Genomic DNA, 22216 nt, shown 5'->3' on the forward strand with positions numbered 1-22216 from the left:
CTCAGGGTCAATGCCTCCCGTCACCACCACTGTCATGTATTCGGGCCGGTACCAGCCGCGGTGGTAGGCGCGCAGCAGCTCTGGGGTCAACCCCATCAGGCTTGCCGGCGTGCCCAGCACTGGTCGCCCATAGGGGTGCTCCTCCCCGTAGGCAGTTTCCATGAGGAGCTGGTAGGTGATGTATCCCAAGTCGTCAGCAGCGCGGCGAATTTCCTCCAAAACCACCTGGCGCTCCCGTTCCACCTCCTCGGGCGGGATCCCAGCCCGCAACACCGCCTCTGCCAGATAGGGTAAAGTCTCCGGCAGATCGGCGGCAGCTACTGTCATGTAGTAGTGGGTGTAATCCTGGCCAGTAGCAGCGTTGGTGATGCCTCCCCGCCCTTCAATAGCGCGATCCAGCTCGCCGGGGCCCAGCCACTCGCTGCCCTTAAAAACCATGTGCTCGAGAAAGTGGGAGATGCCCAGCCACTGCGGCGGCTCGTTGCGCCCGCCTGTCTGTACCCAGACGTCCACTGTAGCCGAGTCGGCAATGGGAACGGGGTGAAGAATAACGCGCAGCCCGCTGTTTAAGCGATGGGTGTAAGCAGGCAGAAGACGAGGTAGGCGGCTCAAAATTCTTAATCGATAGAGAACAAACTTAATTTTAGCAAGACAACCCCCCCTTCGCGCCTGGAATACTCCAGGGAGGGGTCATTTCTCTAGGTTTTGGAAGGGGTATCCGTTGCTCCTGGCCACGAAAAGCTGGGGGATCCTTCGTCGGCTAGGCTTTCTTCCACTTGGAAGCCCGGAGGCCATTCTTCGCTGTCGCGCAGCCGCTGCACCACCTCCTGGGGCAGGATCACCCCCAGCTCCCGCGCCGCTACTGCTACCACATCGCCGCGGTCGATCAAGCCGGCAATGGCGCCGCTGGGGGTGAAGACCAAGACGCGACGGGGTTCCGCCTGGCGCATCATCTGCATCACCTGGAGGAGAGGGGTCTCCTCTCGTACCCCCTGCAGTTGCTCCATCGGCTTGAGAATGGCCTTGAGGGTGAGGTGATCCCACTGGCTGCGCTCGATGTCGTTGAGCAGTTCCGGCCTCACCAGGCCCCGGTAGCGGCCGTCCTCCTCGGCAAAGTACACTTCCTGAACTCCCCCTCCTGCCTCTGGCTGGAGGGAAGCGGGAACCAGGTAGCGATCGACAAACTCCCGCAGGCTCATGCCCGCATCCAGGACGCGAAACCGACGGCTCATGACGTCTGCGGCCTTCAGGCGGGCCAACACGCGCTGCAGTTGCGCATACTGCTCATAGCGACGGGCGCTGTTTAAAATGAATAGGCCAATCAGGCCTAGCCAAAGGCCGTTGAGGCTTCCCCAAAATACCACCAGCAGACCTAGGCCTACTAAGCCCCAGCCCACTCCTTGGCCAGCGCGAGCTGCCCAGAGCATGCCCTTTTGCCGATCCCCTGTCCAAGCCCAGATGGCTGCTTTGAGCATCTGCCCCCCATCCAGGGGCAAACCTGGCAGCAGATTAAACAGGGCAATCATTAGGTTGATGGCAGCCAAGCTGGCGAGGGTTGGGACTAGCGGCGATCCTGGCCCCATCCAAGCTCCGGCCACGCTAAAGAGGACAAACAAGCCCAAGCTGAGGAGGGGTCCCGCCAGGGCCACCCAAAAGGCGCCCAGGGGGCGAGGAACTTCCCGCTCGATGGCCGCCATGCCGCCAAAGATAAACAGCGTGATGGAACTCACCCGGACTCCATAGGCGCGGGCTACCAAGCTGTGGGCCAACTCATGGGCCAGCAAGGAGAGAAACAGCCCTAGCGCCGTCACCAGGCCATAGGAGAGCACCAGCAACACAGCCGCTGGAAACCAGGTGTAGTCCAGGAAGAGGGGGATCCCCCACAAACTCCCAATGCGCAGGCGACTGGTCATAGCCCTCAACTCCCTACACAGCTTTTGCCCAGGGGGCACAGTTTCTAAGACAGCAGGCAACCCTTCCGTTGGGGATCCCTTCCTTTCCACTCTAGCCCTTTCCAGGGCTTGGTAACGGATCCCCCGCCTGCCCCCACTTGGGGGAGCTGGGGAAAATAGCCAGAGCCCACGACACCCCCTGCCCCTTGATGATTGTGGTAGCCTAGTTGGGCATTTGGATGGCCGGCGGGTCGGGCAACTCCTCTGGGACGGCCCTGGCCGGCAAGGAAAATCAAAACAAAAAGCCAGTTTCGTCGGACTCCACGGGCAGCTTTGCAGGAGGGGTGTGGCTATGGTGTCGATTTCGTCCCGCTCAAGCGAACAGAGCAAAGCGGTGCCCTTGCCACAAGGGCAAGCGCCAGATGCTGGGGGCGAGTTCCCAGCAACAGCTCCGACGGCCGCTCCAGTGTTCTACCGCACCTACAGTCGGCGGCGCCCGGATGGCAGCCGCGAGACTTGGAGCGACGTCTGCGATCGCACCCTGGCCGACATTGCCCGCCTAGGACGCTTCACTCCCCAGGAGCGGGAGCTGGTGGAACATCTGCAGCGGCAGTTGAAGGCGTTGATCTCGGGTCGGGCCCTGTGGGTGATGGGCACCGAGTGGATCCAAAAGCCGGAAAACTACTCCGGCGCCTACAACTGCACCAGCCTCACCGTGGTCGACTGGCGCTCCTTTGGCTTGATGATGGATCTGGCCATGATGGGCTGTGGCACAGGGGCGGTGCTGGAACCCCAGTTCATCAGCCAGTTGCCCCCCATCCTTAGCCGCCTACAGGTCCAGGTGGTGGGATCCATCGGCGCCACCCCCCGAGAGCAGCGGCAGGAGCACACCCGCATCCAGCGGCAGGGATCCCACGTGCACATCCAGGTGGGGGATAGCCGGCAGGGCTGGGTGGAGTCCTACCAGGCGCTGCTGGAGCTGGCGGCGGATTCCAGCTTGGGCGGCGAGGTCCAGGTGACGGTGGACTTGAGCGATGTCCGCCCTGCCGGCGAGCGGCTACAGGGGTTTGGGGGTGTGGCCAACCCCATCAAGCTGCCCGGCCTCTACGAGCGCTGTGCCGCCATCCTCAACAAAGCGGTGGGCAGACAACTGAACTCGGTGGAGTGCTGCCTGCTCATCGACGAGGCGGCGGTGACGATTGTGGCGGGGAACATTCGGCGGTGCTTACCTGAAAACGCCTTGGTGCACACCTCACAAGGTCTGGTGCCCATCAAGGATGTGCAGGTAGGCGATTGGGTTCAGACCCCCCTTGGGTTTCGTCGGGTGGTCAACAAGTTTGACCAAGGGATCCAAGAAGTTTACGAAATAGAGACCAATGCCCTTCCTTTCTTTTCAACTTTGAACCACCGCCATGCGGTTTTGGCAGACGCTCGGGGGAACATCGCATGGAAAAGTACCCACGAGTTAGTCGAGGGGGATCGTCTGCTGCACAACACCCAAGTTCTCCCCGGCACCATTACCCATCTCCCTGAGGACTTTACGGCACCTCGTCCAAGCCAAAGCCCCACCGCAAAGCCCCTGCACATCCCGCCCCTGACACCAGAGGTGGCCTGGCTCATTGGGTTTACCCAGGGGGGTGGGTATGTTGCGCTGGGGCGCGATCTCCACGGCAAGCCCTACGGTCACCTGGAGTGGAGTGCCAATACCCTGGATCCCGAGCTGCTTTCCCGTCTCCAAGCTAAGCTGGAGCAGGCGCTAGCCGCCTTCGGGCTGACAGCTACCTGCAGCTATGGGCCAGGGGAGAACAGGGCAAAGTTTGTGTGTTCCTGCATCCCGCTGGCGGAGTATTTCGAGCGGCACATCAAGAAACCAAAGCAACCCCTGCAAGTTCCCGACTTTATCCTGCGCGGCACCGTTGAGGTACGGTCAGCTTACCTGGCAGGCCTTATCGACAGCAATGGGTCAACCCGTAGTCATCCCCCCCAATTGCTGACAACTGTCCACCGCTCCTTTGCCCTGCAAGTGGGGGCTGTGCTCTCCAGTCTGGGTATTGCAGGCCGACTCAAAATCCTCCCCCCCCAGCAGGAGAACTGGCAGGTTCAATACAGCCTTACCCTACCGGCGTTCAAGGATCGGTACAACGCCTTGGTGGCTCCCTACTCAGCTAAAGGGAAGTTGCCCCAAGGGCTGGAGACGCATGGCTTTACGATTCCGGGCTCCCTGCTGCGGGAAGTATACAGCTACACTGAGATGCGCGGCATGGGCTGCCAAGGAGCTCGGTCGGTCGAAGCCAACTATGAACGATACTTGGCTGAGTCGGGGTTGGATTTGGATATCCCCGTTACAGTTAAGGGCCTAGGCAGCCATGACTGGGTACGAACCTACGACATTGAAGTCGAAGAGGCCCATTGCTTTTACTGCAATGGCTATCTCACCCACAACAGCGCGGGCATGCGCCAATTTGCTGCCGACGACGAGCTGGGATCCAGCGCCAAGGACAACCTCTGGCAGCAGGACGAGCAGGGCAACTGGAGAATTGACCCGGAGCGGGATGCCCTGCGCATGGCCAACCACACGCGTGTGTTCCACCGCAAGCCAACGCGAGAAGAGTGCATTGCGGCAGTGCGCAAGCAGTTTTACTCCGGCGAGGGAGCCATCCAGTGGGCGGGGGAAGCTGTGGCGCGGGCCAATGCCGACCTGCTCGCCACTCCAGAATTGAAACAGACCTTCCTCAACATCTATGCTTCCCAAGGCCCAGAGGAAGCTCGACGCTGGCTAAAACACCACTGGCCAACCCTGCCCGAGGCTGAACTGGAGCACCGGCTGCGGCGGTATGGGTTAAACCCTTGCGGCGAGATCATTGGATGCGACTTCCACTGCAACCTGGCTGAGATCCACCTCAACCGGCTGGATCCCCACAACCGCCAGGAACAAGAGGAGGCCTTCACAGCCGGGGCCCTGACAGCGGCGGCGCTATTGCACCATCGCTTTGTCGAGCCCCGCTTCCAGCGCTCGCGGGAGTGGGATCCCATCGTCGGCGTCTCGTTTACGGGGCTGTTTGACTTTTGCGTCAAAGCCTTTGGGGTGGACTGGCTGCGCTGGTGGCAGGAGGGGAGGCCGGATACGCCCCTGGGGCGGGAGTTTAAGCAGCAGGAGCGGGAATACCTCAGCTTTTGGAAGGAGGTTGTCCACCGCGTGGTCTGGGACTACTGCGACCGCCACGGGTTGCGCCGTCCCAACCGCTGCACCACTGTTCAGCCTGCTGGCACCAAGTCCCTGCTCACCAACGCCTCGCCCGGCTGGCACCCGCCCAAGGCCCAGCGCTACATCCGCCGCATCACCTTTGCCAAAAACGACCCCGTGGCCCTCGCCTGTCTGGACTATGGCTACTCGGTAGTGCCTGCCCAGGCGGACAAGGACGAAAACGGCAACCTGCTCAACGATCCCTTTGATCCCCGCTGTACCGAGTGGCTGGTGGGGCTGCCGGTGGAGGTGGAGTGGGCCAATTTGCCCGGCGCCGAGGAGATTGAGATTGAGCGCTTCTCTGCCCTGGCCCAGTTTGACTTCTACATGCAGGTGCAAAAGTACTACACTACCCACAACACCTCAGCCACCATCGAGCTGCGGGAGGACGAGATCGAGGCGCTGGGATCCCGCATTTACGAGGCCATCCGCGACGACGAGGGGTACATTAGCGCAGCGCTGTTGGCGCGCTTCGACGCTCCCTTCCCCCGCTTGCCCTTTGAGAAAATTGACAAAGCCACCTATGAACGGCTGATGGCTGAGGTCAAGCAAAGACGAAAGACTGACAACTTTTACGAGGCCCTGGCGCGCTACGACCGCAACCTCGCCCTCATGGCAGAGGGGCCGGCAGGGTGTGATGCTCTCGGCTGTCTGATGCCGGAGGCTAGCCCGCAGAGCGAGAACCCGTCCCGTTAGCAGAAGGGGGGATCCCGCCCAAGCTAGGTGCTGTTGCCCCTTCTCCGCTAGCCGGCCCTGGCTACACTGTTCTTGGCTGGGATAGCCGTGCGCGCCTTGGCAGCCCCATCGGCAGGGCAGGGGCGCTGGGCGCAGTCGGGTTTTCCCTGCCCAAGCGTTTGGTGGCTGGGGGAGTGGGATCTGATGCAGACAGGAGAGCGGCTCCAAAGGAAAGCCTGGGCGAGGGAAATCCGGCGCAGGCTGGGGGGGCTGGTGCTGGCGCTGGTGGTGCTGCTGGGGATCGCCTGTTCTAGCCCCAAGGGCTCTGGGACCTCCCCTCCTGGATTGCTCCCGCCTCTGCCTGAGCCGGGCAGCCAGTCAATCCCTCTGACGGTGCGCACTTTGGGCAACAGCCGCTTTAAGTTGCTGAGCTTGAGGGTGGAAGTGGCAGGGGGGGAGGCCGAGGTGTTACTGGACACCGGCTCGGCAGGGCTGCGCATCTTATCGTCAGCAGCAGGCCGCCTTGGCCTGGAGCGGACAGGGATCCCTTCCACAGTAACCTTTGCCGATGGCACACAATTTATCGGAGTCCTGGCCCGCGCTCCCTTTGGCTTGGGCGGGATCCAAAGTCAAGAGCCGGTAACGATTCAGTTGATTGACCAAATTACCTGTGTGGAGGGTCTGGTGGCCACCTGCTCCGACAACCTATTTGGACCAGGGCGGCCCTTTACTGGGATCCTTGGCACCTCCCTAGACGAGCGCAGCCCCGATGCCAACTTGTTTAGCCCCCTTCCTCGCCTGCCGGGCAATTTGGGTTCTGGGTACATCCTCCAAACAGGTGGGTTCGACTCTGTGCAAGGCCTTTTCACCCTCGGCCTGACGGAGGCCAACACCGCTGGTTTCAACTTCCGGCAACTGCCTCAGGTGGGAAGCTTTCCCAATGGCACGCCCATCTGGCGGGATGAAGCCCTGCAGGTGGCCTACAGCATCAGCAATACCTCTATTCAAAATGTCCTCAGTCCCACCCTATTTGACAGCGGCGCCTCCGACATCTTCCTCAACGTTCGCCTGTTGGGATCCCCTCCCTTTCCCACCGCAACCCTGCCCCCCGGGTCGGAATGGCGCGCCGTCCTGGAGGGCGCATTTGACTACCGCATTCGGGTGGGCTTTCCGGTAACGCCCAGCCGGGATCGGATCTTTGTGAACGGCAGCCAGAGAGTGCAACTGTTGGGCATGCCCCTGTTTTTCAACGCCGACGTTGCCTTTGATATTGCAAGGGGGCGGATTGGCTTTCGCCTACGTTGAGATCAAGGCCTTGAGTTGAATTGTGGAGGAAACCAATGTTTGCCCAGGAGGGGGTCCCTGCACGTAGAAGGCCACGCTGCTGGCTCTGGCTTTGGGTTCTGCTGCTGTTGGGTTGGCTGGGATTGGGCGGGCCGGCTTGGTCCATTAGTTTGGGGGATCCCTTGCCGGAGTGGGCTAAGTCTGTGCAGGTAGGGCGGCAGCGGCTACGGGGCGTGGAGCACTACCAAGGCCAAGAGCAGACCCGGGCCTACGGCAACCAGGCGGGGCGGGTGTTTTGGATTCAAATCGAAAGCAGTGCCGACCTGCCGCCGGATCCCCGGCAGTACCTGGGGGAGTACCAGGCGTTTCCAGCCGAGGTCATTCAGGTGGTGCCCCTGCGGGCGCAGCGGTTGCGCTTCCGCCAAGGAAATCGCAGCGCTGAATGGCAAGTGGTGGGCATGAGCGGCCACTTTGAAGCCGAGGCGTTTAGCTATGACCTGGCCCCACCGGAGCTGTTTCGTCCTTGAGCTGGGGATCTTAACAAGGGGCTAGGGCTTGTCCTGGAAAGATGACGAAGAATCCACCAATGAGCCTGCTTCACCAGAACCAGTCAGTTGAAGTTATACTCAATCGCTTCTTTGTTAAGGAGCTAGCTCAGGAAGACCTCACCTTTTATGAGTACACCTGTAGGCCAAACCCACTTCCGGAGCCAGGAGAAGAGCAGAAAGCTATTGCTAAGGTTTGCAATCGGCTGGGTGTAATAGCCGTTCGTTTGGGGAGTCGCATTATCACACGGGAAAGAGTCTCGCCCAGCCAGCTCAAAACACCAGAATGGGAGTTAGAAGAGTGTGGGCTTAGGGTTCTAACCTGTGCCAATCCCCAAGAAAGAAGCGCCCTCGAAAGCTTTGAGCGCAAGAGGATAGAGTCGCGCCTTAGATCTCTGTACACCAAAACTGCAGTTGAATTGATAGGAGGAGGCCTACTCTGGTGGATCACTGCTCAGGAAGGGGTAGAACTTTCCGGAGATGGCTGGGAAATCCACAGAGGGAGAGCGATAGATGTTGCTGTCGAACCAGATGGAAAGCTTTACTTAGAAGTCGATATTCATCACCGCCTCTACACGCCGTGGACTTTGCATGAATGGCTGGAAAACTATCCAGATATCCCAATCAAGTGGGTTCGGAATACATACGGTAAACGCGAGATCTGGGAGTATCTGGGTATTCTTTCCAATCAGTTGCCGCGAGAGATTCAGTTGCCAGAACTGAACATGAGTCTGGCAGAGTACCATTTACAGAAGTACAATGCACCTAGAGAGGAAGTGCAAAGCTCTTGGGTAGTCGAAGTAGCTTCAAAGCAAAAGCGTTTGCCCCATCTGTCTCGAAGGCTATCGCCTGTTTTAACCTTGGAAATGCTGGCCAGTCTAGAAGGTAACAAAGGTTCTAGCAGCAAAGTTATCGACCGTGTTATCAAGCATGTTAGAAAAAGCCTAGAGAAACGATTGCAAGAGTCTGAAAAGACTGCAAAGACTCTTATAGAGAATGTCTACAACCCTCCCAAGCTGGAAGTTGAGCCCCTCAAGGCCAAGGGCTACATCCTGCCCAAGCCAAAGCTATTGGGATCGGGTCGCAAGCAAGTTCAAAATCCTGCTCGGGTTAGGTATCAGGGATGTGCAAAAGTAGGCGAGACTAAGTTTGGATGCCTAAACCTCTCCGACGACAGGCAAGAGTATCCCAGCGAAGTGCGCAAGTGCTTGCTTGAGGTAGCCCAAAAAAGCGGAGTAGAAGTTGAACTGGACTTCTGTGCCACTCAGCAAGACTTGCCTGAAGGCGATCTTGCCCGAAAAAGATTCTGGCAACACTGGGCTGAGCAAGGGATCAAAACCGTTTTGGTTGTCATGCCCTGGTCGCCCAATGAGCGCAAGCAAAAGATCCGCATGGAGGCCCTTGAAGCAGGGATAGCGACTCAGTTTATGATCCCTGGCGCTGATCCCTACAAAGCCCTAAACGTCGTCCTAGGGCTTCTGTGTAAGGCAGCATGGCAGCCGGTACTCCTGGAACCCCTCGACCATCCTGAACGCCCTGAGCTAATCATTGGCTTTGATGTGGGCACTAATCGGCAGCTATACTACGGAGCCTCTGCTTTTGCTGTGCTGGCCGATGGGCAGAGCTTAGGTTGGGAGCTGCCTGCTGTGCAGAGAGGAGAAACCTTCTCCGGGGACGCAATCTATCAAACTGTGTCCAAACTTGTCAATAAGTTTCATGACAAGCTTGATCGCTATCCCAGCAAGGTTCTCTTGATGAGGGATGGTTTAGTTCAAGGAGGCGAATTTAGTAGAACAATTGAGGAGCTAGAAAAAGAAAAGATTGCTGTGGATATTGTTGGCATACGCAAAAGCGGTACAGGAAGAATGGGGATAGAAGAAGGAAAAGGTAAGTACAAAGACGCCGAAATAGGCACCGTTGTTTTCGACTACTCGCGAAAGTCATTTACTCTGGTAACAAGCGGCAGGAGAGGCGCAGGCTCTATTGGCAGCGCAAGGCCCCTGCGAGTTGTCCACGAATATGGCAGTACGCCTTTGGAGGTCTTGGCTCTACAGACTTATCACCTTTCTCAACTTCATCCTGCCAGTGGATTCCAAGCCTGCAGGCTTCCCTGGGTACTCCATTTTGCTGACAAAAGCGGCAAGGAGTTCCAGCGCCTTGGCAGCAACATCTTCAATGTCCTGCAAAGCATAGATCGCCAGAAGTTAATTGCCGTCTAGCTTGGCCCTGCTAGGATAGGGAAGGGTTTGGCATGTTGGCTATGTTCACCAACAACGAGGTCTGGAAGACCTTCTTGAGCAACCCCGTTGTCTTCTGCGGGGGTTTCCTGAGCGGCCTGCTGGGCTTGGATATCAAGCAAGATCCGCTGCGCAGTTGGCTGGAGTCCCAGGGCTTGAGGGTGGAGGATTCACCCGCCCCCACCCAAGGCTCCCAGTCTATTTCCATCGAGTAGGCGTCCGGGCAGGAGGGATCCCTGCTGGGGAGCCTCTCAATTTAGCAGGGCAAGCCGAGGTAAGCTAATGTCGCCCAGACAGTCCAAACTGAGAGGGTGGCGACGGCAGGGATCCCGCGGGGGCTATCTCAGCGGAGTGGTGTTCCTGCTAACGGGGCTGGTTGCCCTACAGGCGGCAGATCCGGCCTTGGCCCAGTCGGATCCCGCTTCTTCCCCAAGCGCCGAGCTGGAACCCCAAGTTTGGCTAGGGCGCTACAACGCTGCCCTGAAGCAATTGCCGCCTCTGCCCAACTTGCAGTACCGCCAGCAGGTGCGGGTGGAGGGATCCCAAACTTTCACAGCCACCCTGGATGTGCTCCGCCGCCGTGACGGCAGTTGGCAGGCGTGGGTAGCTGAAGGGGATCGCATTCGCCTGTTGGATTCGCGGCAACTGGAGGTGGTGAACCAATCGGACCTGCTCAAGCTGTATTCAGTGTACGTGAGCCGGCCCGAAGCGCTCCTGCCCTCGGTGAGTTTTGAGCTAGAGGCTGATCCCAGCCGCTACCGCGTCGTCTCCTCAGAACGAGCAGATCTGGCGGGATCCCCTGTCCAGCACTTGCGCCTAGAGCCCTTGCAGGAGGGCCAGTTGCGGGAGCTGTGGCTGGAGCCAGAGTCAGGGCTGCCGCGGCAGGTGCTCTTGTTTTTGTCAGGGGTGTGGGGGCAGGCCTATGTCCTCATGGGGTTTACGGCAGTGCCTGCTCCCCAGGGAGGCGCCCGTTACTGGCTGCCGGAGAGCAGCCGCATCAATGTGGGCTATGGGTTTTGGACGCTGGAGGGCCTGACCCGCCGCGTGTTCAGGGGATCCCTTGCCATCCGGCACGACTACCAGGACTATCGCCTTCTGCCAGAGGGGGTGCAGTTGCGCTTTTTGCCCTCACAGCCGCCGCTGGATGCGCCGCCGGTGGTGGCCGGTCTGCCGGAGAGCAGTCCCTCAGTCGAGCTGGGAGAGGTGCGGCCCTTAGGAGTGGACGAGCGGGGGAACCAGCAATTTAGCATTGGCCTGGGCAGACGCACTGCCGCAGAGACCCCCTTGGAAGACCGCATCGCTGCCTTTAACCTCACCCGACCGGCCAGCCGCAATGCCCTCACCCAGATCGATACCTTGGCCTTCTTGCCATTAGGCGACAGCCAGTTGCCCATCTATCTCTTTCAGTTCAACACCGGTCGCCCTCTCTCGCCCCTGCAAGGGGTGGAGCGCCCGCGGGTGGATCCCAACGGGGTTTTTGATCCCAGGCCACCTGCCATCAAACTCTTTGGAGACTAGCTCTCATGCTGACCGATGCTGCCTACGGCGTGATCCCGGTGCTGCCCCTCCCGCCCGCCCAGGGATCCCACCTCTACCTGCTCATCCAGCACCAGAAAGGGCATTGGGCCTTCCCCAAAGGGCACAAAGATGAGGGCGAAAGCGACCTGGCCGCAGCCCGGCGGGAGTTGCGCGAGGAAACCGGCCTGACCGACTACCAGCTTCTGACCCTGCCCGGCCAGCCCGACCCCCTGACGCTGCAGGAGGCCTACACCTTCACAGATCCAGAGGGGAACGCGGTGGCCAAGACCGTTACCTACTACGTGGCCCTGCTGCCGCCCCAGTTTCCTCCCCCTGAGCTGCAGGTACAGCCGGAGGAGGTAGCCGCCTACCGCTGGTGCTCCTACCCCGAAGCCTTGGAGCAAATTACCTTCGAAGAAAGCCGCCAAATCCTGCGGCGCTGCCAGACCCATTTGGAGCAGCTTTGGCAGGCAGGAAAGTTCTAAATTTCGGGCAGCTTGACCTCCCTTCATTTGTGGCCCGCTTGTCCTTGACCAGGGAGAAGGGGCAATTCCAGGGCAGGGTTCTCCAGACGGGTTAGCTCCCAACGGTAGGGATCCCGCCGCTGCCAGTCCAGGCGGAAGGGCTGTTCCAGCGCGTTTACCTGATCCCGCGTCAGGTTGGCCAGAGGGCCGCCGGATCCCTCAATAATAAACCAGAGGGTGGCTTGGCCTTGATCCCCAGCGCCGAGCTGCACCTGTAGCTCTTGAGGCCGGATGCGCAGGCGCAAAAACTGGCCGAAGATCTCGCGGCTGTAGGCCAGTGCCTGCTCTTTGTCCAAGCCCCAGCCATCGCGATAAGTGTCGGCCACTAAGTTTTCTACTTTGGCCCAATCTCGCCGTTCTACAGCTTGCAGCAACCTCTGGGTGTGGGCTTGGATTTGCCGCTCCGGCTGGGCGTAGTGCCAAAAGGCGCCCCCTGCGATGGCCAGGACGACAGATCCCACCACCGCCCAGCGCAGCCAGGGGGGAAGAGGCGCAGAGGAGTGGGAGGAGGAAAACACAGGTTTGAGCGGAGCCAGAAGAGGGCCTTCTCTAGCTTAGAAAATCCGGATGTGAGAAGATAGCGCTACGCGCCGCCATGCGAGTGGCTCCTGGCCTTCAGCAGCCTACCACCTCAAAAGCTGTGACCCGCATCAGCCTCACACTTTAACTCAAGGTTACTTCAACTGCTCATGACCAAAGCTACCGACCGACTGCTGCTGGAGTTTGAGCAGCCCGTTGCCGCCCTCGAACAGCGCATTCAGGAAATCCGGGCCTTGGCCGAAGAAAACGACATCGACGCCTCCGAGCAGATTCGCCAACTGGAGGCCAAAGCCGAAGAGCTGCGCCGCGAGATTTTCAGCCAGCTCACGCCTGTCGAGCGGCTGCAGGTGGCCCGCCATCCCCGCCGCCCCACCACCTTGGACTATGTCCAGACCATCTGCGACGACTGGTTTGAGCTGCACGGGGATCGCCACGGCCAAGACGATCCGGCCATCGTCGGCGGCCTGGCCAAGCTGGGGGATCAGCCGGTGATGATCCTGGGCCACCAAAAAGGCCGCGACACCAAGGACAACATCCACCGCAACTTCGGCATGCCCAACCCCGCCGGCTACCGCAAGGCGCTGCGGCTGATGGAACACGCCCACCGCTTTGGCCTGCCGCTCTTGACCTTTATCGATACGCCGGGGGCCTATCCGGGAGTCAAGGCAGAGGCGGAGGGCCAAGGGGAGGCCATCGCCACCAACCTGCAGACCCTGTTTCGGCTGGAGATCCCCATCATCTGCACTGTCATCGGCGAAGGGGGATCCGGAGGGGCTTTGGCCATTGGCGTTGGAGATCGCATCTTGATGTTTGAGCACGCCGTTTATTCGGTGATCTCGCCGGAAGGCTGTGCGGCCATCCTTTGGAAAGATGCCAAGAAAGCGCCCCAAGCCGCCGCCGCCCTGCGCATTACCGCCCAGGATCTGCTGCAACTGGAGGTGATCGACGAGATCTTGCCAGAGCCGGTTGGCGGCGCCCACCGCGCTCCTCTGGAAGCTGCCCAGACCCTAAAGGAGGCGCTCCTACGACATCTCAAGGAACTTTCTGCCCTGAGCGGGCGGGAGTTGCGGGAGGAGCGCTACCAAAAGTTTCGTCGTATGGGAGCTTTTCTGGAGCTGGCTCAGGAAAGCTAGGCGGGATCCCTACCAGGTGACCCGATCCCGCAGTTGCTCAATCCGGGCCGGGCCGATGCCCTTGACCCGCTGCAGATCTTCCAAGGAGGAGAAGGGGCGGGCCTCGATGATGCGCTGCGCCAGGCCTGGGCCAATGCCGGGCAACTGCTCCAGCTCCGCTGCGGTGGCGGTGTTTAAGTTCACGCGAGAAGATTGCGGGGTAGCCGGCTGGGAAGGGGATCCCCTGTTAGGAACGGAGATCGCCTCGACTTCCAGCAGCTCCGGCTCTGCTTCAGATGGGGAGAGGGCAACGGGGACAGGGCTGGGGCAGAGGCGGGCTCTCTCTTCCGCCTGTTGCTGCAGGCGGCGGCTGGGGCCAAAGCGGGCCTCGGCAAGGAGCCGCTCGAACTCGCGCACAAAGTGATCCGCTACCCGCTGGTTGCGGATGATCAAGAGGTTTTCGTCGTTGAGGTGGTTGGCCGCCACCGACCAATTGTGGGATCCGGTGATCACCGTGGCCTGGGGGGTGCCGGGGTCAACGATGGCGAACTTGTGGTGCAGTTTGTCTCCCGGAGCGAGGTTGGGCACGCCCACAGAGGAGGCGGGCACTGTCCAGGGCAGGCGGGCCGCGTCCACCCGGCAGTTTTCGTCGGGGAGCAGCAGCCCCCACATCTCCAGGGTGCGGCTGTAGTCACGAAAGGCAAAGCCAGGGTCAAACAGGCCGCGAATTTCTACGTTACGCTCCTGGCGCAGTTGCCTGAGCTGGTTGGCAATGCCTGAGTCGGTAAAGACAAACAGAGCCAGATCCACCTGCTGCCGCGCTTGGGCCAGGGTGGCCGCGATGAGGCCGTTGGAGGTGGCCTCATAGGGCAGGGAGCGGCTGGCAGGGGAAAAATGCACCCCCACGATGGCATCGTCAAGGTAAACCGTCTCCAGGGGGCGCCTGAGCTTTTGCACGCCAAAGCGGCTGTCGGGCGATCCCCCTGGCCCATCCCCCCACATGAGGTTGAATTCCTCGGTGTAGATGCGGGCCAGCTCGGGGCTATCGAGCAGCAGTAGGTGATTGGCGTTGCCCACACTGCCGGGGGCATCGAAATCCCCGTGAATATCGGAGAGGGTAAAATTGGCCGACCCGGTCAGCACCCGCTGCCCGTCGATAATCACAAACTTGTGGTGCATCAGGCCGCTGCCCTTGGAGCCGTTGGCGGTGTCATCCAGCCAGGGCACTTGCCCCCCATCGAGCAGGGCATAGACATCCCGGCTGGCGATCTCCTCAGGGGAGAACTGTCCGTCCCGGTTCACATCCACCAGGTGGCGGTACTCTTCGAACTTTTGACGGCTGCGCTTGTCCAGCGCCCCCACTTCGGCAGGGGTGAGCTGGTGCCAGGCCCGCACATAGGTGTTTTCGGTAATCACCCGCACCGGGATCCCGGCCTGCCGCCGCTCGGCCAGGGCTTGGGCAATGAGAGGCAGGTTCAGCTCCTGCACCGCCACATCCACCGACTGCCGGGCAGAGCGAATCTGAGAGATAATCAACTCCTCTAGGTTGTAGCCGTAGCGATAGACCTGGCGATAGGGATCCCGATAGGTGCTCTCGCGGCTTTGGTTGAAGGCCACCCGGATGCGGGGGTGCTGCGGCAGAGGGGCCAGGGTGGGCAGCTCTGGCTCTTGGGGATAAGGTCGGGGTCGGGGGCCTACCCAGTAGCCAATTGCCACCAGGAGCAGCAGCAGGGCAGCCCAGGGCAGCCAACGCCGCAGTTGCCGCCGCCAAGATGGGATCCCGTTCATCCCCTTTCTCCCCTCCAGCAATCACACCCAGAATACCGAACTTTACCGTAGCCACTTCTACGCAAAGGTGATCCCTGCTCTGCTCTGGGGCCACCCGTGCGGGAACGGTTTTTGACCCTAGGATCGGGACGAACGTTTTGAGTTATTAACTTTTGTTATGAACCGCAAAGCCCTCACCCTTGGACTGACGGCGGCTGCCTGCTTGGCCTTGGTCGGTTGTGGCAGTTCCAGCAACGATACAGCCATTGCCCTGCCGACGCCCACTCCGACTCTCTCTCCCAGCCCTACGCCACTGCCGAATATCGTCGCCGTTGCCGCTGCTAACCCTAACTTCAGTACCTTGGTGACGGCCCTGCAGGCAGCGGGCTTGGTGGGGACTTTACAGCAAGAAGGCCCCTTCACGGTCTTTGCTCCCACCAATGCTGCCTTTGCCGCTTTGCCCCCTGGCACGGTGGAAGCCTTGCTGCGGCCTGAGAACCGGGCAGAGCTGGTGCGCATTCTCACCTACCACGTGGTTCCCGGCTTGGCCCCCTCCAGCGCCCTCAGGTCCGGCCAGCAGGTCACGACTTTGCAGGGATCCCCTGTCACTGTCACCCTTCTTGAGGGCGGACGGATTCGCATCAACAACGCCAACGTGATCACCGCGGATATTCAAGCTGCCAACGGCATCATCCACGTCATCGACACCGTCTTGATCCCACCTCGCTAAGGCTTCAGGCATCATTAAGATCAAGTCCGGCAGTGATTGGGGAGGCGCAGCGTGGAACGGCCTAAGTGGGTGGCTATTGTTACGGGAGCTTTGGCCATTGCCCTGGGGGTGGGCTACTTGCTCCTGGTGCAGCTACTGGACTACCGGGGGGGTGAGTTTCTGCCGGCGCCGCTGGAGCCGCCGGCGGTTTTGGCGGGGATCCCTGGCCGCTTGGGCTGAGGACGCTCTTCAGTGCCTGCCTCTCTCGTTGATTCCCTAGCTGGGGTCAGCCGTCCCTGCGCTGGCTCACCCGAAAAAATTGTATGCTCAGCTACACTAAGCCCTATGCTAAAGAAGAGGCTGCGGATCCAGCTTGCGCCGGGGTTGCCAGCGGAGAGGGTTCAGCCGTCCTGAATTTGCGATCGCTTCTCTTGCCTTTGTAGACCTCTGGATAGATCTTCAGAGCTTCTCTAGAGATCAGGCTCCGTTCCGGATCGGGCATTTGGGCAAGCTGTGGGTTGGCATGGTGTTGTCGCGCTCCACGTGGCTGTGGTTATTGACGGGGCTGGGCTTGGCGGCTCTCAGCCAATACCTGCAATGGGTTAGTGGCATCTACAGCTTTGTTGCTCCCTATTCGGTGCCGCTGGCAGATCTGCTGGTGGCCGGCATCCTGGGAGGAACGGTGGCGGCAGGGCTGGCGGTGCAGCGCTGGTGGCAACAGGCTCGCCAACAGCAGAGGGATCCCACCCCAGGCAAACGGCGGGTTAAGTTGACCCGGGATCAGGTGCAGGCGGATCTGCAGGATGTCGATCGCCTCATCCAGAAGCTGCAAAACGAGATCAGCCGTCGCGCCTTACAGGCCAAGATGCAGGAAATCGACCGGCGGCTGGCCCAGGAGGAATTGCACCTGGTGGTGTTCGGCACTGCCTCTGCTGGCAAAACTTCTCTGATCAACGCCTTGATGGGGCAGCCTGTGGGGGAAACCGCTCCCACCCTGGGCACTACCCAGCAGGGATCCGTTCACACCTATCGGCTGGAGGGCTGGAGCGGCCCCATCTCCCTCACCGATACCCCTGGCCTGCTGACCATCGGCGGCGCCGGCGAGGCAGAAGCGCGCGCCCTGGCCCAGAAGGCCGATCTGCTGATCTTGGTGGTGGCCGGGGATCTGCTGGCCTCGGAATATGCCGAGCTGCTAGAGCTGGCCCGGCTGGGGAAATCCACCATCCTGGCCCTCAACAAGACGGATCAAATGCTGCCGGAAGAGGTGGAGATCATCTTGGCCCACCTGCGCCAGCGCACCGCCGGCGTCATCCCCCCTGAGCAGGTGGTGGCCATTGCTGCCGACCCAGAGCCCTTGAAAGTCCGCTACTGCTTTCCAGACGGATCCCGGAAAGAGACCTGGGAGCCACAGCCCCCCGATACTGCCGCCCTCATCCAGCAGATGGCCCGCCTGCTACAGCAAAAGGGATCCCATCTGCGCCTGGCCAACGCCCTGTTGCAGACCCAAACGCTGGGCGAGGCCGTCCAACAGGCTTTGCGGGAAGAGCGCCACCAACAGGGTCGCCGGATCGTGGAACGGATGCAGTGGGCGACGGCCGCTGCCTTGGCCGTGACCCCCCTCCCGGCCTTGGATGTGCTGGCCGGGGTAGCCATCCAGGCGCGTATGATCGGGGAGCTGCATCAGGTGTTCGATCGCCGCATCACTCTGCAGCAGGCCCAGCAAATTGCCCGCAGCCTGGCGCAAATGATTGTGCAGCTCGGGGGACTAGAGCTGGCTACCCACTCCCTAGGCTCTGTCCTCAAAGCCAGCCCCTGGATGTTTGTGGGGATCCCCCTGCAGGCGGCCAGCGGGGCCTATCTGACGCGGGTGGCAGGGCTCAGCTACTTGGAGTGGCTGCAATCGGGGGATCCCTGGCAGGAGGAGCTCCTGCAAGAGCGGCTCAAGCAGCAGCTTCACAACCGTCATCCTCTGACCTTTCTCAAGCAATTGGCTCGCCAAGCCCACTCCAGTAGCTAGCCAAACAGCCCAAGCTCAGTTACAGCCATTTCAGGGCAAAGAGTTGGCAGCGAAACAGTCTGCCCTCTCAGCCCCTATTTTTCCCGCTCCCCAAGGAAGCAGAGCCGAAGGTAGTGGCAAGGATCCCTGGCAACTGACCCGTCGCTAGCCCAAAGAAACCACCTCAGCAGCATGGCCATTGGCCGGCAACTGGTTAAGATCCAACTGCCAAAGCTGAAATTGCTGTGGCTTCCCGGTCTTGGGCACTTGCAGCCAGACCAGTCCCCTTTGCCCCACTTGCAACACCTCGGATCCGGGCGGCACGGCCACCTGGGCCAAGGGATCCCCCCCCTTGCTATACAACCAAAGGGAAGAGAACTCCTCTCCCTCGCGACACAGAAGCAGCACGCCCCAAGGGGCCTTGGCCATCTGCAGGGGCCACCCCTTCAAAAACCAGCGGCGCAGCCGCAGAGGGTTGACCTGCACCGAGCAAAGGTGGGGGCAGCATCCCTGCCCCTCTCCATCCCTGGGGGCAAAAATCAGCCGTTCCCCCAAGCTGAGCACCCTCCCTTTGGGATCCAGGGGTAGGTGATAGCGCAGCGGCTGGGATCCCGGCTGCAAAGGCAAACCGGTGGGATAGGGCAAAAGGCTCATCTGCACCCACTGCCGCCCCGCACCGGTCAGCAAAACCAGATAATCCGAGAGGGCCAGCAAGCGGGGCAGGGATCCCTGGCCATCCGGCTGCAACCTCTGCCCAGGCCAGCGGAAATAGCAGTGGAACTCAGGGAAGAGCTGAGTGGCGGTTGGCCCTTTTGGCTGCCACTGCACAGCCCCCAGCTCTTGGGCGGTGGCCCAGATTAGCTCCTGCCGCTCCTCTAGCCAGGTGGCCCGCCAATCCTCCGCAAAACTCAGCAAGGTACGGATGCGTGCGGGACTTAGGTGCAAAAGGCTGCTTTTGGAAAAAGCCAAAGCCTCCGGGAAGCTCGGCAAGGGCAGCACTTGCTGCAACGGCTCGGCCAAGGAGAAACGGGCTAGAGGCAGCGCTCCTGAGGCAAGGGCCTGCAGCTCTAGCCACTCCAGCTTTTGGGAGGTCACCCGCAACAGCAGCGGAGAGCGGCAGCCGCCGGGATCCTCGCAGATGTAGAACTTTTGCTCAGGCAGGGACTCGATCCCGCCACCGCTAACAAAACCTGGATCCGGCAGATCCCAGATCTGCAAACCGGGGGGAGACCACCGGGGCAGGCGAGGGCCAACCCAGCAACTGGCTGGCTCCTGCCACTCCTGGGCCAACACCGCCAGAGCCGAGCGCATCTGCGCCGCCGTGCGAAACCGCCGCAGGGGCAACTTGCGCAACGTGATCTCCAGCAGCTCCTGCAGCGGGGCCGGGATCCCCTCTGGACAGACAAACCGCTGGTTGAGATGGGCGTGCATCAACTGGCTAGGGGAGCCGGAAAAGGGCCGCTGGCCCGTCAACAGCTCTAGGAGGATGATCCCCACCGCGTAGAGGTCGGAAGCGGGGCTAAACTGGCCGTAGAACCGCTCCGGGGCCATGTAGGCCGGGGATCCGGTAGCCGTGATCTCGCCAGGAGCAGGCTGGGGGTGGCGGGCGATGCCAAAGTCCGTCAGCTTCAGTTGCCAACCCTGCGGCGTGGGTTTAAGCAGGATATTTTCGGGCTTCACATCGCAGTGAATTACCCCCTGTCGATGGGCATGATCCAAGCCGGCCAAGATCTGATCCACAAAGCCCAAAACCTGCTTGACCGGTAGCCACAGCCCCTGCTCCACCTGGTCGATCAGCTCCCGCAGGGTGCCTCCCTCGCAGTACTCCAACACCAAATAGCGCCCCTCACGGGCATGTTCGAGGGCGTAGCAGCGGGTGATATTGGGGTGGTTCAACGTCAGCAGGTAGCGCAGCTCCCGCAGCAGGTTGGGGGTGGGAAAGCGCTCCGCCGGCAGCTCCTTGAGAGCCACCAGATCCCCCCCTTGGCGGGGCCAGGCGCAAAACACACGCCCATACTGCCCTTGGCCAGCCAGACCCAAAATTTGGTAGCTCTCGTGAATGGACTTGGTGGTACGGGTGCGTCGGGACACGGCCCCAGGGGAATCCATACCGGCACTTTGTATCGTTATATCCCCTGCCCGCTCTCTTCTTGTCCTAATCTCGGCACCTTTGCCGACAGGGCTCCCCCTCCCCCTGCACCCCCCAACAGAGAGACTAGGAGCCAGTTAACTGCTGGAGCAGCTCCGCCGCGTGGGTCTCCACCTTGACCTTGGTGATAATGGCCTCGATCTTCCCTTCCGGATCGATGACAAAGGTGGTGCGGTGAATGCCGTTGTACACTTTGCCCATGAACTTTTTCGGGCCATAGACCCCATAGGCACTGGCCACCTTGCCTCCCTCATCCACCAACAGCGGAAAGGGCAGTTGCAGCTTCTGGGCAAACTTTTGGTGGGAGCGGGCATCGTCGGGGCTCACCCCCAAGATCTGGATCCCGTGGGCCTGATAGTCGGCGTAGGCCTCCCGAAAGCCACAGGCCTCTCGGGTGCAGCCGGGGGTGTTGTCCCGCGGGTAGAAATAGAGCACCACCCGCCGGCCCCGCAACTGGCCCAGGCTGATCAAGTTGCCCTCGGCATCGGGCAAGGTGAACTCCGGCGCGGGATCCCCAACTGCTAGCGGCATCGGTGGGATTCATCCTCAGGTCGATTTTTTCGGGGAGAGGATCATGATGATGTTTCGCCCTTCCTTCTGGGGGGGCTGCTGCATTTCCGCCACGTCTTCTAGGTCTTTGAACAGGCGGTGCAACAATTCTTCTCCCAACTCGGCGTGCTGCGCCTCGCGGCCGCGGAACATCACCGTGGCCTTCACCTTGTCTCCATCCCCCAAAAACTGCTGGGCGCTGCGCAGGCGCACGTGGTAGTCGTGCTCGCCGATGTTGTAGCGAAACTTCACTTCCTTGATCTCGGCGGTGTGTTGTTTTTTGCGGGCCTCCCGTTCTTTTTTCTCCTTCTCAAACTTGAACTTGCCGTAGTCCATGATGCGGCAGACCGGGGGATCCGCTTTGTCGCTCACCAAGACCAAGTCCAGATCTTTTTCTTCGGCCAAGCGCAGGGCTTCGCGCGGGCTCATGATCCCCAACTGGGTGCCATCGGTATCGATGAGGCGAATTTTGGGGAAGCGGATGCGCTCGTTAATCGCCGGCAGCTCTGCGCGCTGCTTGTGGGGAAAGCGGTCAAGTGGACGTTCTACGGACAAGTTTTCCTCTCTGTGAACAACAACCAAGATGGGTAGTACTCAGAGAATAGCAGGCTATTTTGCGCCGTTGCCGGCCGATGGACTTGCACCCCCAAGTGGGCCATCGGCCAGAAGGGCAAAGCATGCTGCACTTATACTAGCTGGCATTTTTTGTTTTCTTCTAGGGGTTCTGAGCCGATCCCCTGGAAGTAAGGATGCCGGATTGGGGCAGCAACCGCGGTAGGATAACCAAAGTGGCAATCCTGCTGGCGAGAGGGCAGGGTGGGGCTTGTTTTCCGGTTAGAAGGGAGGGCAGAAGCAGTGCAGCTCGGTTTAACGGAACGGGAACTGAAAGAGTTGGCCCAAAAGTCGGTGCAACTGATCCTAAGCCCGCGGGAAGGAGACAGCGAGGCGCTGGCCCAGTACAAAACCTCGGCCGAATTCCGGGCCGGAGTCCATCTGGCCTGCGCGGCCATGGTGCTCGTCTTGGCGGAAAACAACGAGCGCCTCAGCCAACAGCTGGCCGCCCTCCAGGAAAAGGGATCCCTAACCCTGCAGGAGCCTTCCCAAAAACCCGCTGAGGAGAGCCCTGCCAGCTAAAGCTGTGCTATGGTTCCAAAGACAGACCCACTGCAAGTGCGCAGCGAGCGAGACTCGATGGGGGAGCGGCAATTGCCCCAGTCGGTCTACTACGGCATCCAAACCGCCCGCGCCCTGGAGAATTTTCCCATCAGCGGCCTCAAGCCGCTACCGGAGTACGTGGAGGCCTGTGTACTCATTAAAAAGGCGGCGGCTGAAGTCAACGGCGAGCTGGGCTGCATTCCCCCTGAGGTGGCCAAGGCCATCGTCCAAGCAGCAGACGAGATTCTCCAGGGATCCCTGCGGGATCAGTTTGTGGTGGATGTCTACCAGGCCGGGGCAGGCACCTCCCACCACATGAA

Annotated in this window: 20 protein-coding genes; 13 read left to right on the plus strand and 7 right to left on the minus strand. The window is 60.6% G+C overall.

Translation table 11 applies throughout. From position 1 onward, the window contains the following. Positions 1-612: M16 family metallopeptidase (locus tag NW835_RS05710; RefSeq protein WP_414414754.1), on the minus strand; the 612-nt coding region annotated here is incomplete at its 3' end. A gap of 86 nt (positions 613-698) precedes the next feature. Next, on the minus strand, positions 699-1913 hold the full coding sequence (locus tag NW835_RS05715; protein ID WP_414414755.1) for a site-2 protease family protein: 1215 nt from the start codon (positions 1911-1913) through the stop codon (positions 699-701). Positions 1914-2244: 331 nt separating this feature from the next. Between NW835_RS05715 and nrdJ the strand changes: the two genes are divergently transcribed. The 7 genes from nrdJ to NW835_RS05750 all read left to right on the plus strand — a co-directional run bounded on the left by nrdJ (position 2245) and on the right by NW835_RS05750 (position 11880). Beyond that, on the plus strand, positions 2245-5832 hold the full coding sequence (nrdJ, locus tag NW835_RS05720; RefSeq protein ID WP_414414756.1) for a ribonucleoside-triphosphate reductase, adenosylcobalamin-dependent: 3588 nt from the start codon (positions 2245-2247) through the stop codon (positions 5830-5832). Positions 5833-6015: 183 nt separating this feature from the next. Next, positions 6016-7116 (plus strand): hypothetical protein, encoded by a 1101-nt coding sequence (locus NW835_RS05725; RefSeq protein ID WP_414414757.1) that lies wholly within the window; start codon positions 6016-6018, stop codon positions 7114-7116. Between the two features lie 107 nt (positions 7117-7223). Then, the gene (locus NW835_RS05730; RefSeq protein ID WP_414414758.1) at positions 7224-7622 is read left to right on the plus strand and encodes a hypothetical protein; all 399 of its coding nucleotides are present in this window, start codon (positions 7224-7226) and stop codon (positions 7620-7622) included. 41 nt (positions 7623-7663) lie between these two features. Next, positions 7664-9859 (plus strand): argonaute PAZ domain-containing protein, encoded by a 2196-nt coding sequence (locus tag NW835_RS05735; RefSeq protein WP_414414759.1) that lies wholly within the window; start codon positions 7664-7666, stop codon positions 9857-9859. A gap of 41 nt (positions 9860-9900) precedes the next feature. Next, positions 9901-10092, plus strand: coding sequence for a hypothetical protein (locus NW835_RS05740; RefSeq protein ID WP_414414760.1), 192 nt, complete (start codon positions 9901-9903; stop codon positions 10090-10092). 67 nt (positions 10093-10159) lie between these two features. Beyond that, positions 10160-11395, plus strand: a complete 1236-nt coding sequence (locus tag NW835_RS05745) for a hypothetical protein (protein ID WP_414414761.1) — start codon at positions 10160-10162, stop codon at positions 11393-11395. Between the two features lie 5 nt (positions 11396-11400). Continuing rightward, positions 11401-11880: a bis(5'-nucleosyl)-tetraphosphatase gene (locus tag NW835_RS05750; RefSeq protein WP_414372295.1), complete on the plus strand. Its 480-nt coding sequence runs from the start codon at positions 11401-11403 to the stop codon at positions 11878-11880. A gap of 23 nt (positions 11881-11903) precedes the next feature. On the opposite strand, the gene NW835_RS05755 is transcribed toward NW835_RS05750, so the two are convergent. After that, on the minus strand, positions 11904-12437 hold the full coding sequence (locus tag NW835_RS05755) for a hypothetical protein (RefSeq protein ID WP_414414762.1): 534 nt from the start codon (positions 12435-12437) through the stop codon (positions 11904-11906). Between the two features lie 171 nt (positions 12438-12608). Between NW835_RS05755 and NW835_RS05760 the strand changes: the two genes are divergently transcribed. After that, the gene (locus NW835_RS05760; protein ID WP_414377302.1) at positions 12609-13592 is read left to right on the plus strand and encodes an acetyl-CoA carboxylase carboxyltransferase subunit alpha; all 984 of its coding nucleotides are present in this window, start codon (positions 12609-12611) and stop codon (positions 13590-13592) included. 9 nt (positions 13593-13601) lie between these two features. Here the strand turns inward: NW835_RS05760 and NW835_RS05765 are convergent, their stop codons facing one another. Continuing rightward, on the minus strand, positions 13602-15359 hold the full coding sequence (locus NW835_RS05765; RefSeq protein WP_414414763.1) for a phospholipase D-like domain-containing protein: 1758 nt from the start codon (positions 15357-15359) through the stop codon (positions 13602-13604). A gap of 157 nt (positions 15360-15516) precedes the next feature. Between NW835_RS05765 and NW835_RS05770 the strand changes: the two genes are divergently transcribed. From NW835_RS05770 to NW835_RS05780, 3 genes are all read left to right on the plus strand, one after another. Further along, the gene (locus tag NW835_RS05770) at positions 15517-16068 is read left to right on the plus strand and encodes a fasciclin domain-containing protein (RefSeq protein ID WP_414348948.1); all 552 of its coding nucleotides are present in this window, start codon (positions 15517-15519) and stop codon (positions 16066-16068) included. 51 nt (positions 16069-16119) lie between these two features. After that, complete coding sequence (locus tag NW835_RS05775; RefSeq protein ID WP_414333977.1) at positions 16120-16287, plus strand: hypothetical protein; 168 nt, start codon at positions 16120-16122, stop codon at positions 16285-16287. Between the two features lie 283 nt (positions 16288-16570). Then, positions 16571-18064 (plus strand): YcjF family protein, encoded by a 1494-nt coding sequence (locus NW835_RS05780; protein ID WP_414414764.1) that lies wholly within the window; start codon positions 16571-16573, stop codon positions 18062-18064. Between the two features lie 144 nt (positions 18065-18208). Here NW835_RS05780 and NW835_RS05785 read toward each other — a convergent pair whose 3' ends face one another. The 3 genes from NW835_RS05785 to infC form a co-directional block, all read right to left on the minus strand. After that, positions 18209-20134, minus strand: a complete 1926-nt coding sequence (locus NW835_RS05785; RefSeq protein WP_414414765.1) for a serine/threonine-protein kinase — start codon at positions 20132-20134, stop codon at positions 18209-18211. A 124-nt stretch (positions 20135-20258) separates the two neighbouring features. Further along, positions 20259-20723 carry a thioredoxin-dependent thiol peroxidase gene (gene bcp / locus NW835_RS05790; RefSeq protein WP_414414766.1) on the minus strand — a complete coding sequence of 155 codons (465 nt, stop codon included), beginning with the start codon at positions 20721-20723 and terminating at the stop codon, positions 20259-20261. A 15-nt stretch (positions 20724-20738) separates the two neighbouring features. Then, positions 20739-21296: a translation initiation factor IF-3 gene (gene infC, locus NW835_RS05795; protein ID WP_414365575.1), complete on the minus strand. Its 558-nt coding sequence runs from the start codon at positions 21294-21296 to the stop codon at positions 20739-20741. A gap of 300 nt (positions 21297-21596) precedes the next feature. Here infC and NW835_RS05800 point away from each other — a divergent pair, with 300 nt between their 5' ends. Beyond that, on the plus strand, positions 21597-21875 hold the full coding sequence (locus tag NW835_RS05800) for a hypothetical protein (RefSeq protein WP_414377293.1): 279 nt from the start codon (positions 21597-21599) through the stop codon (positions 21873-21875). Positions 21876-21884: 9 nt separating this feature from the next. Continuing rightward, positions 21885-22216, plus strand: a 332-nt coding sequence (locus NW835_RS05805) for a lyase family protein (RefSeq protein ID WP_414414767.1), incomplete at its 3' end; no start/stop codon positions are given.

This window comes from Synechococcus sp. OH2 (assembly GCF_047462155.1).
Taxonomy (GTDB): domain Bacteria; phylum Cyanobacteriota; class Cyanobacteriia; order Thermostichales; family Thermostichaceae; genus Thermostichus.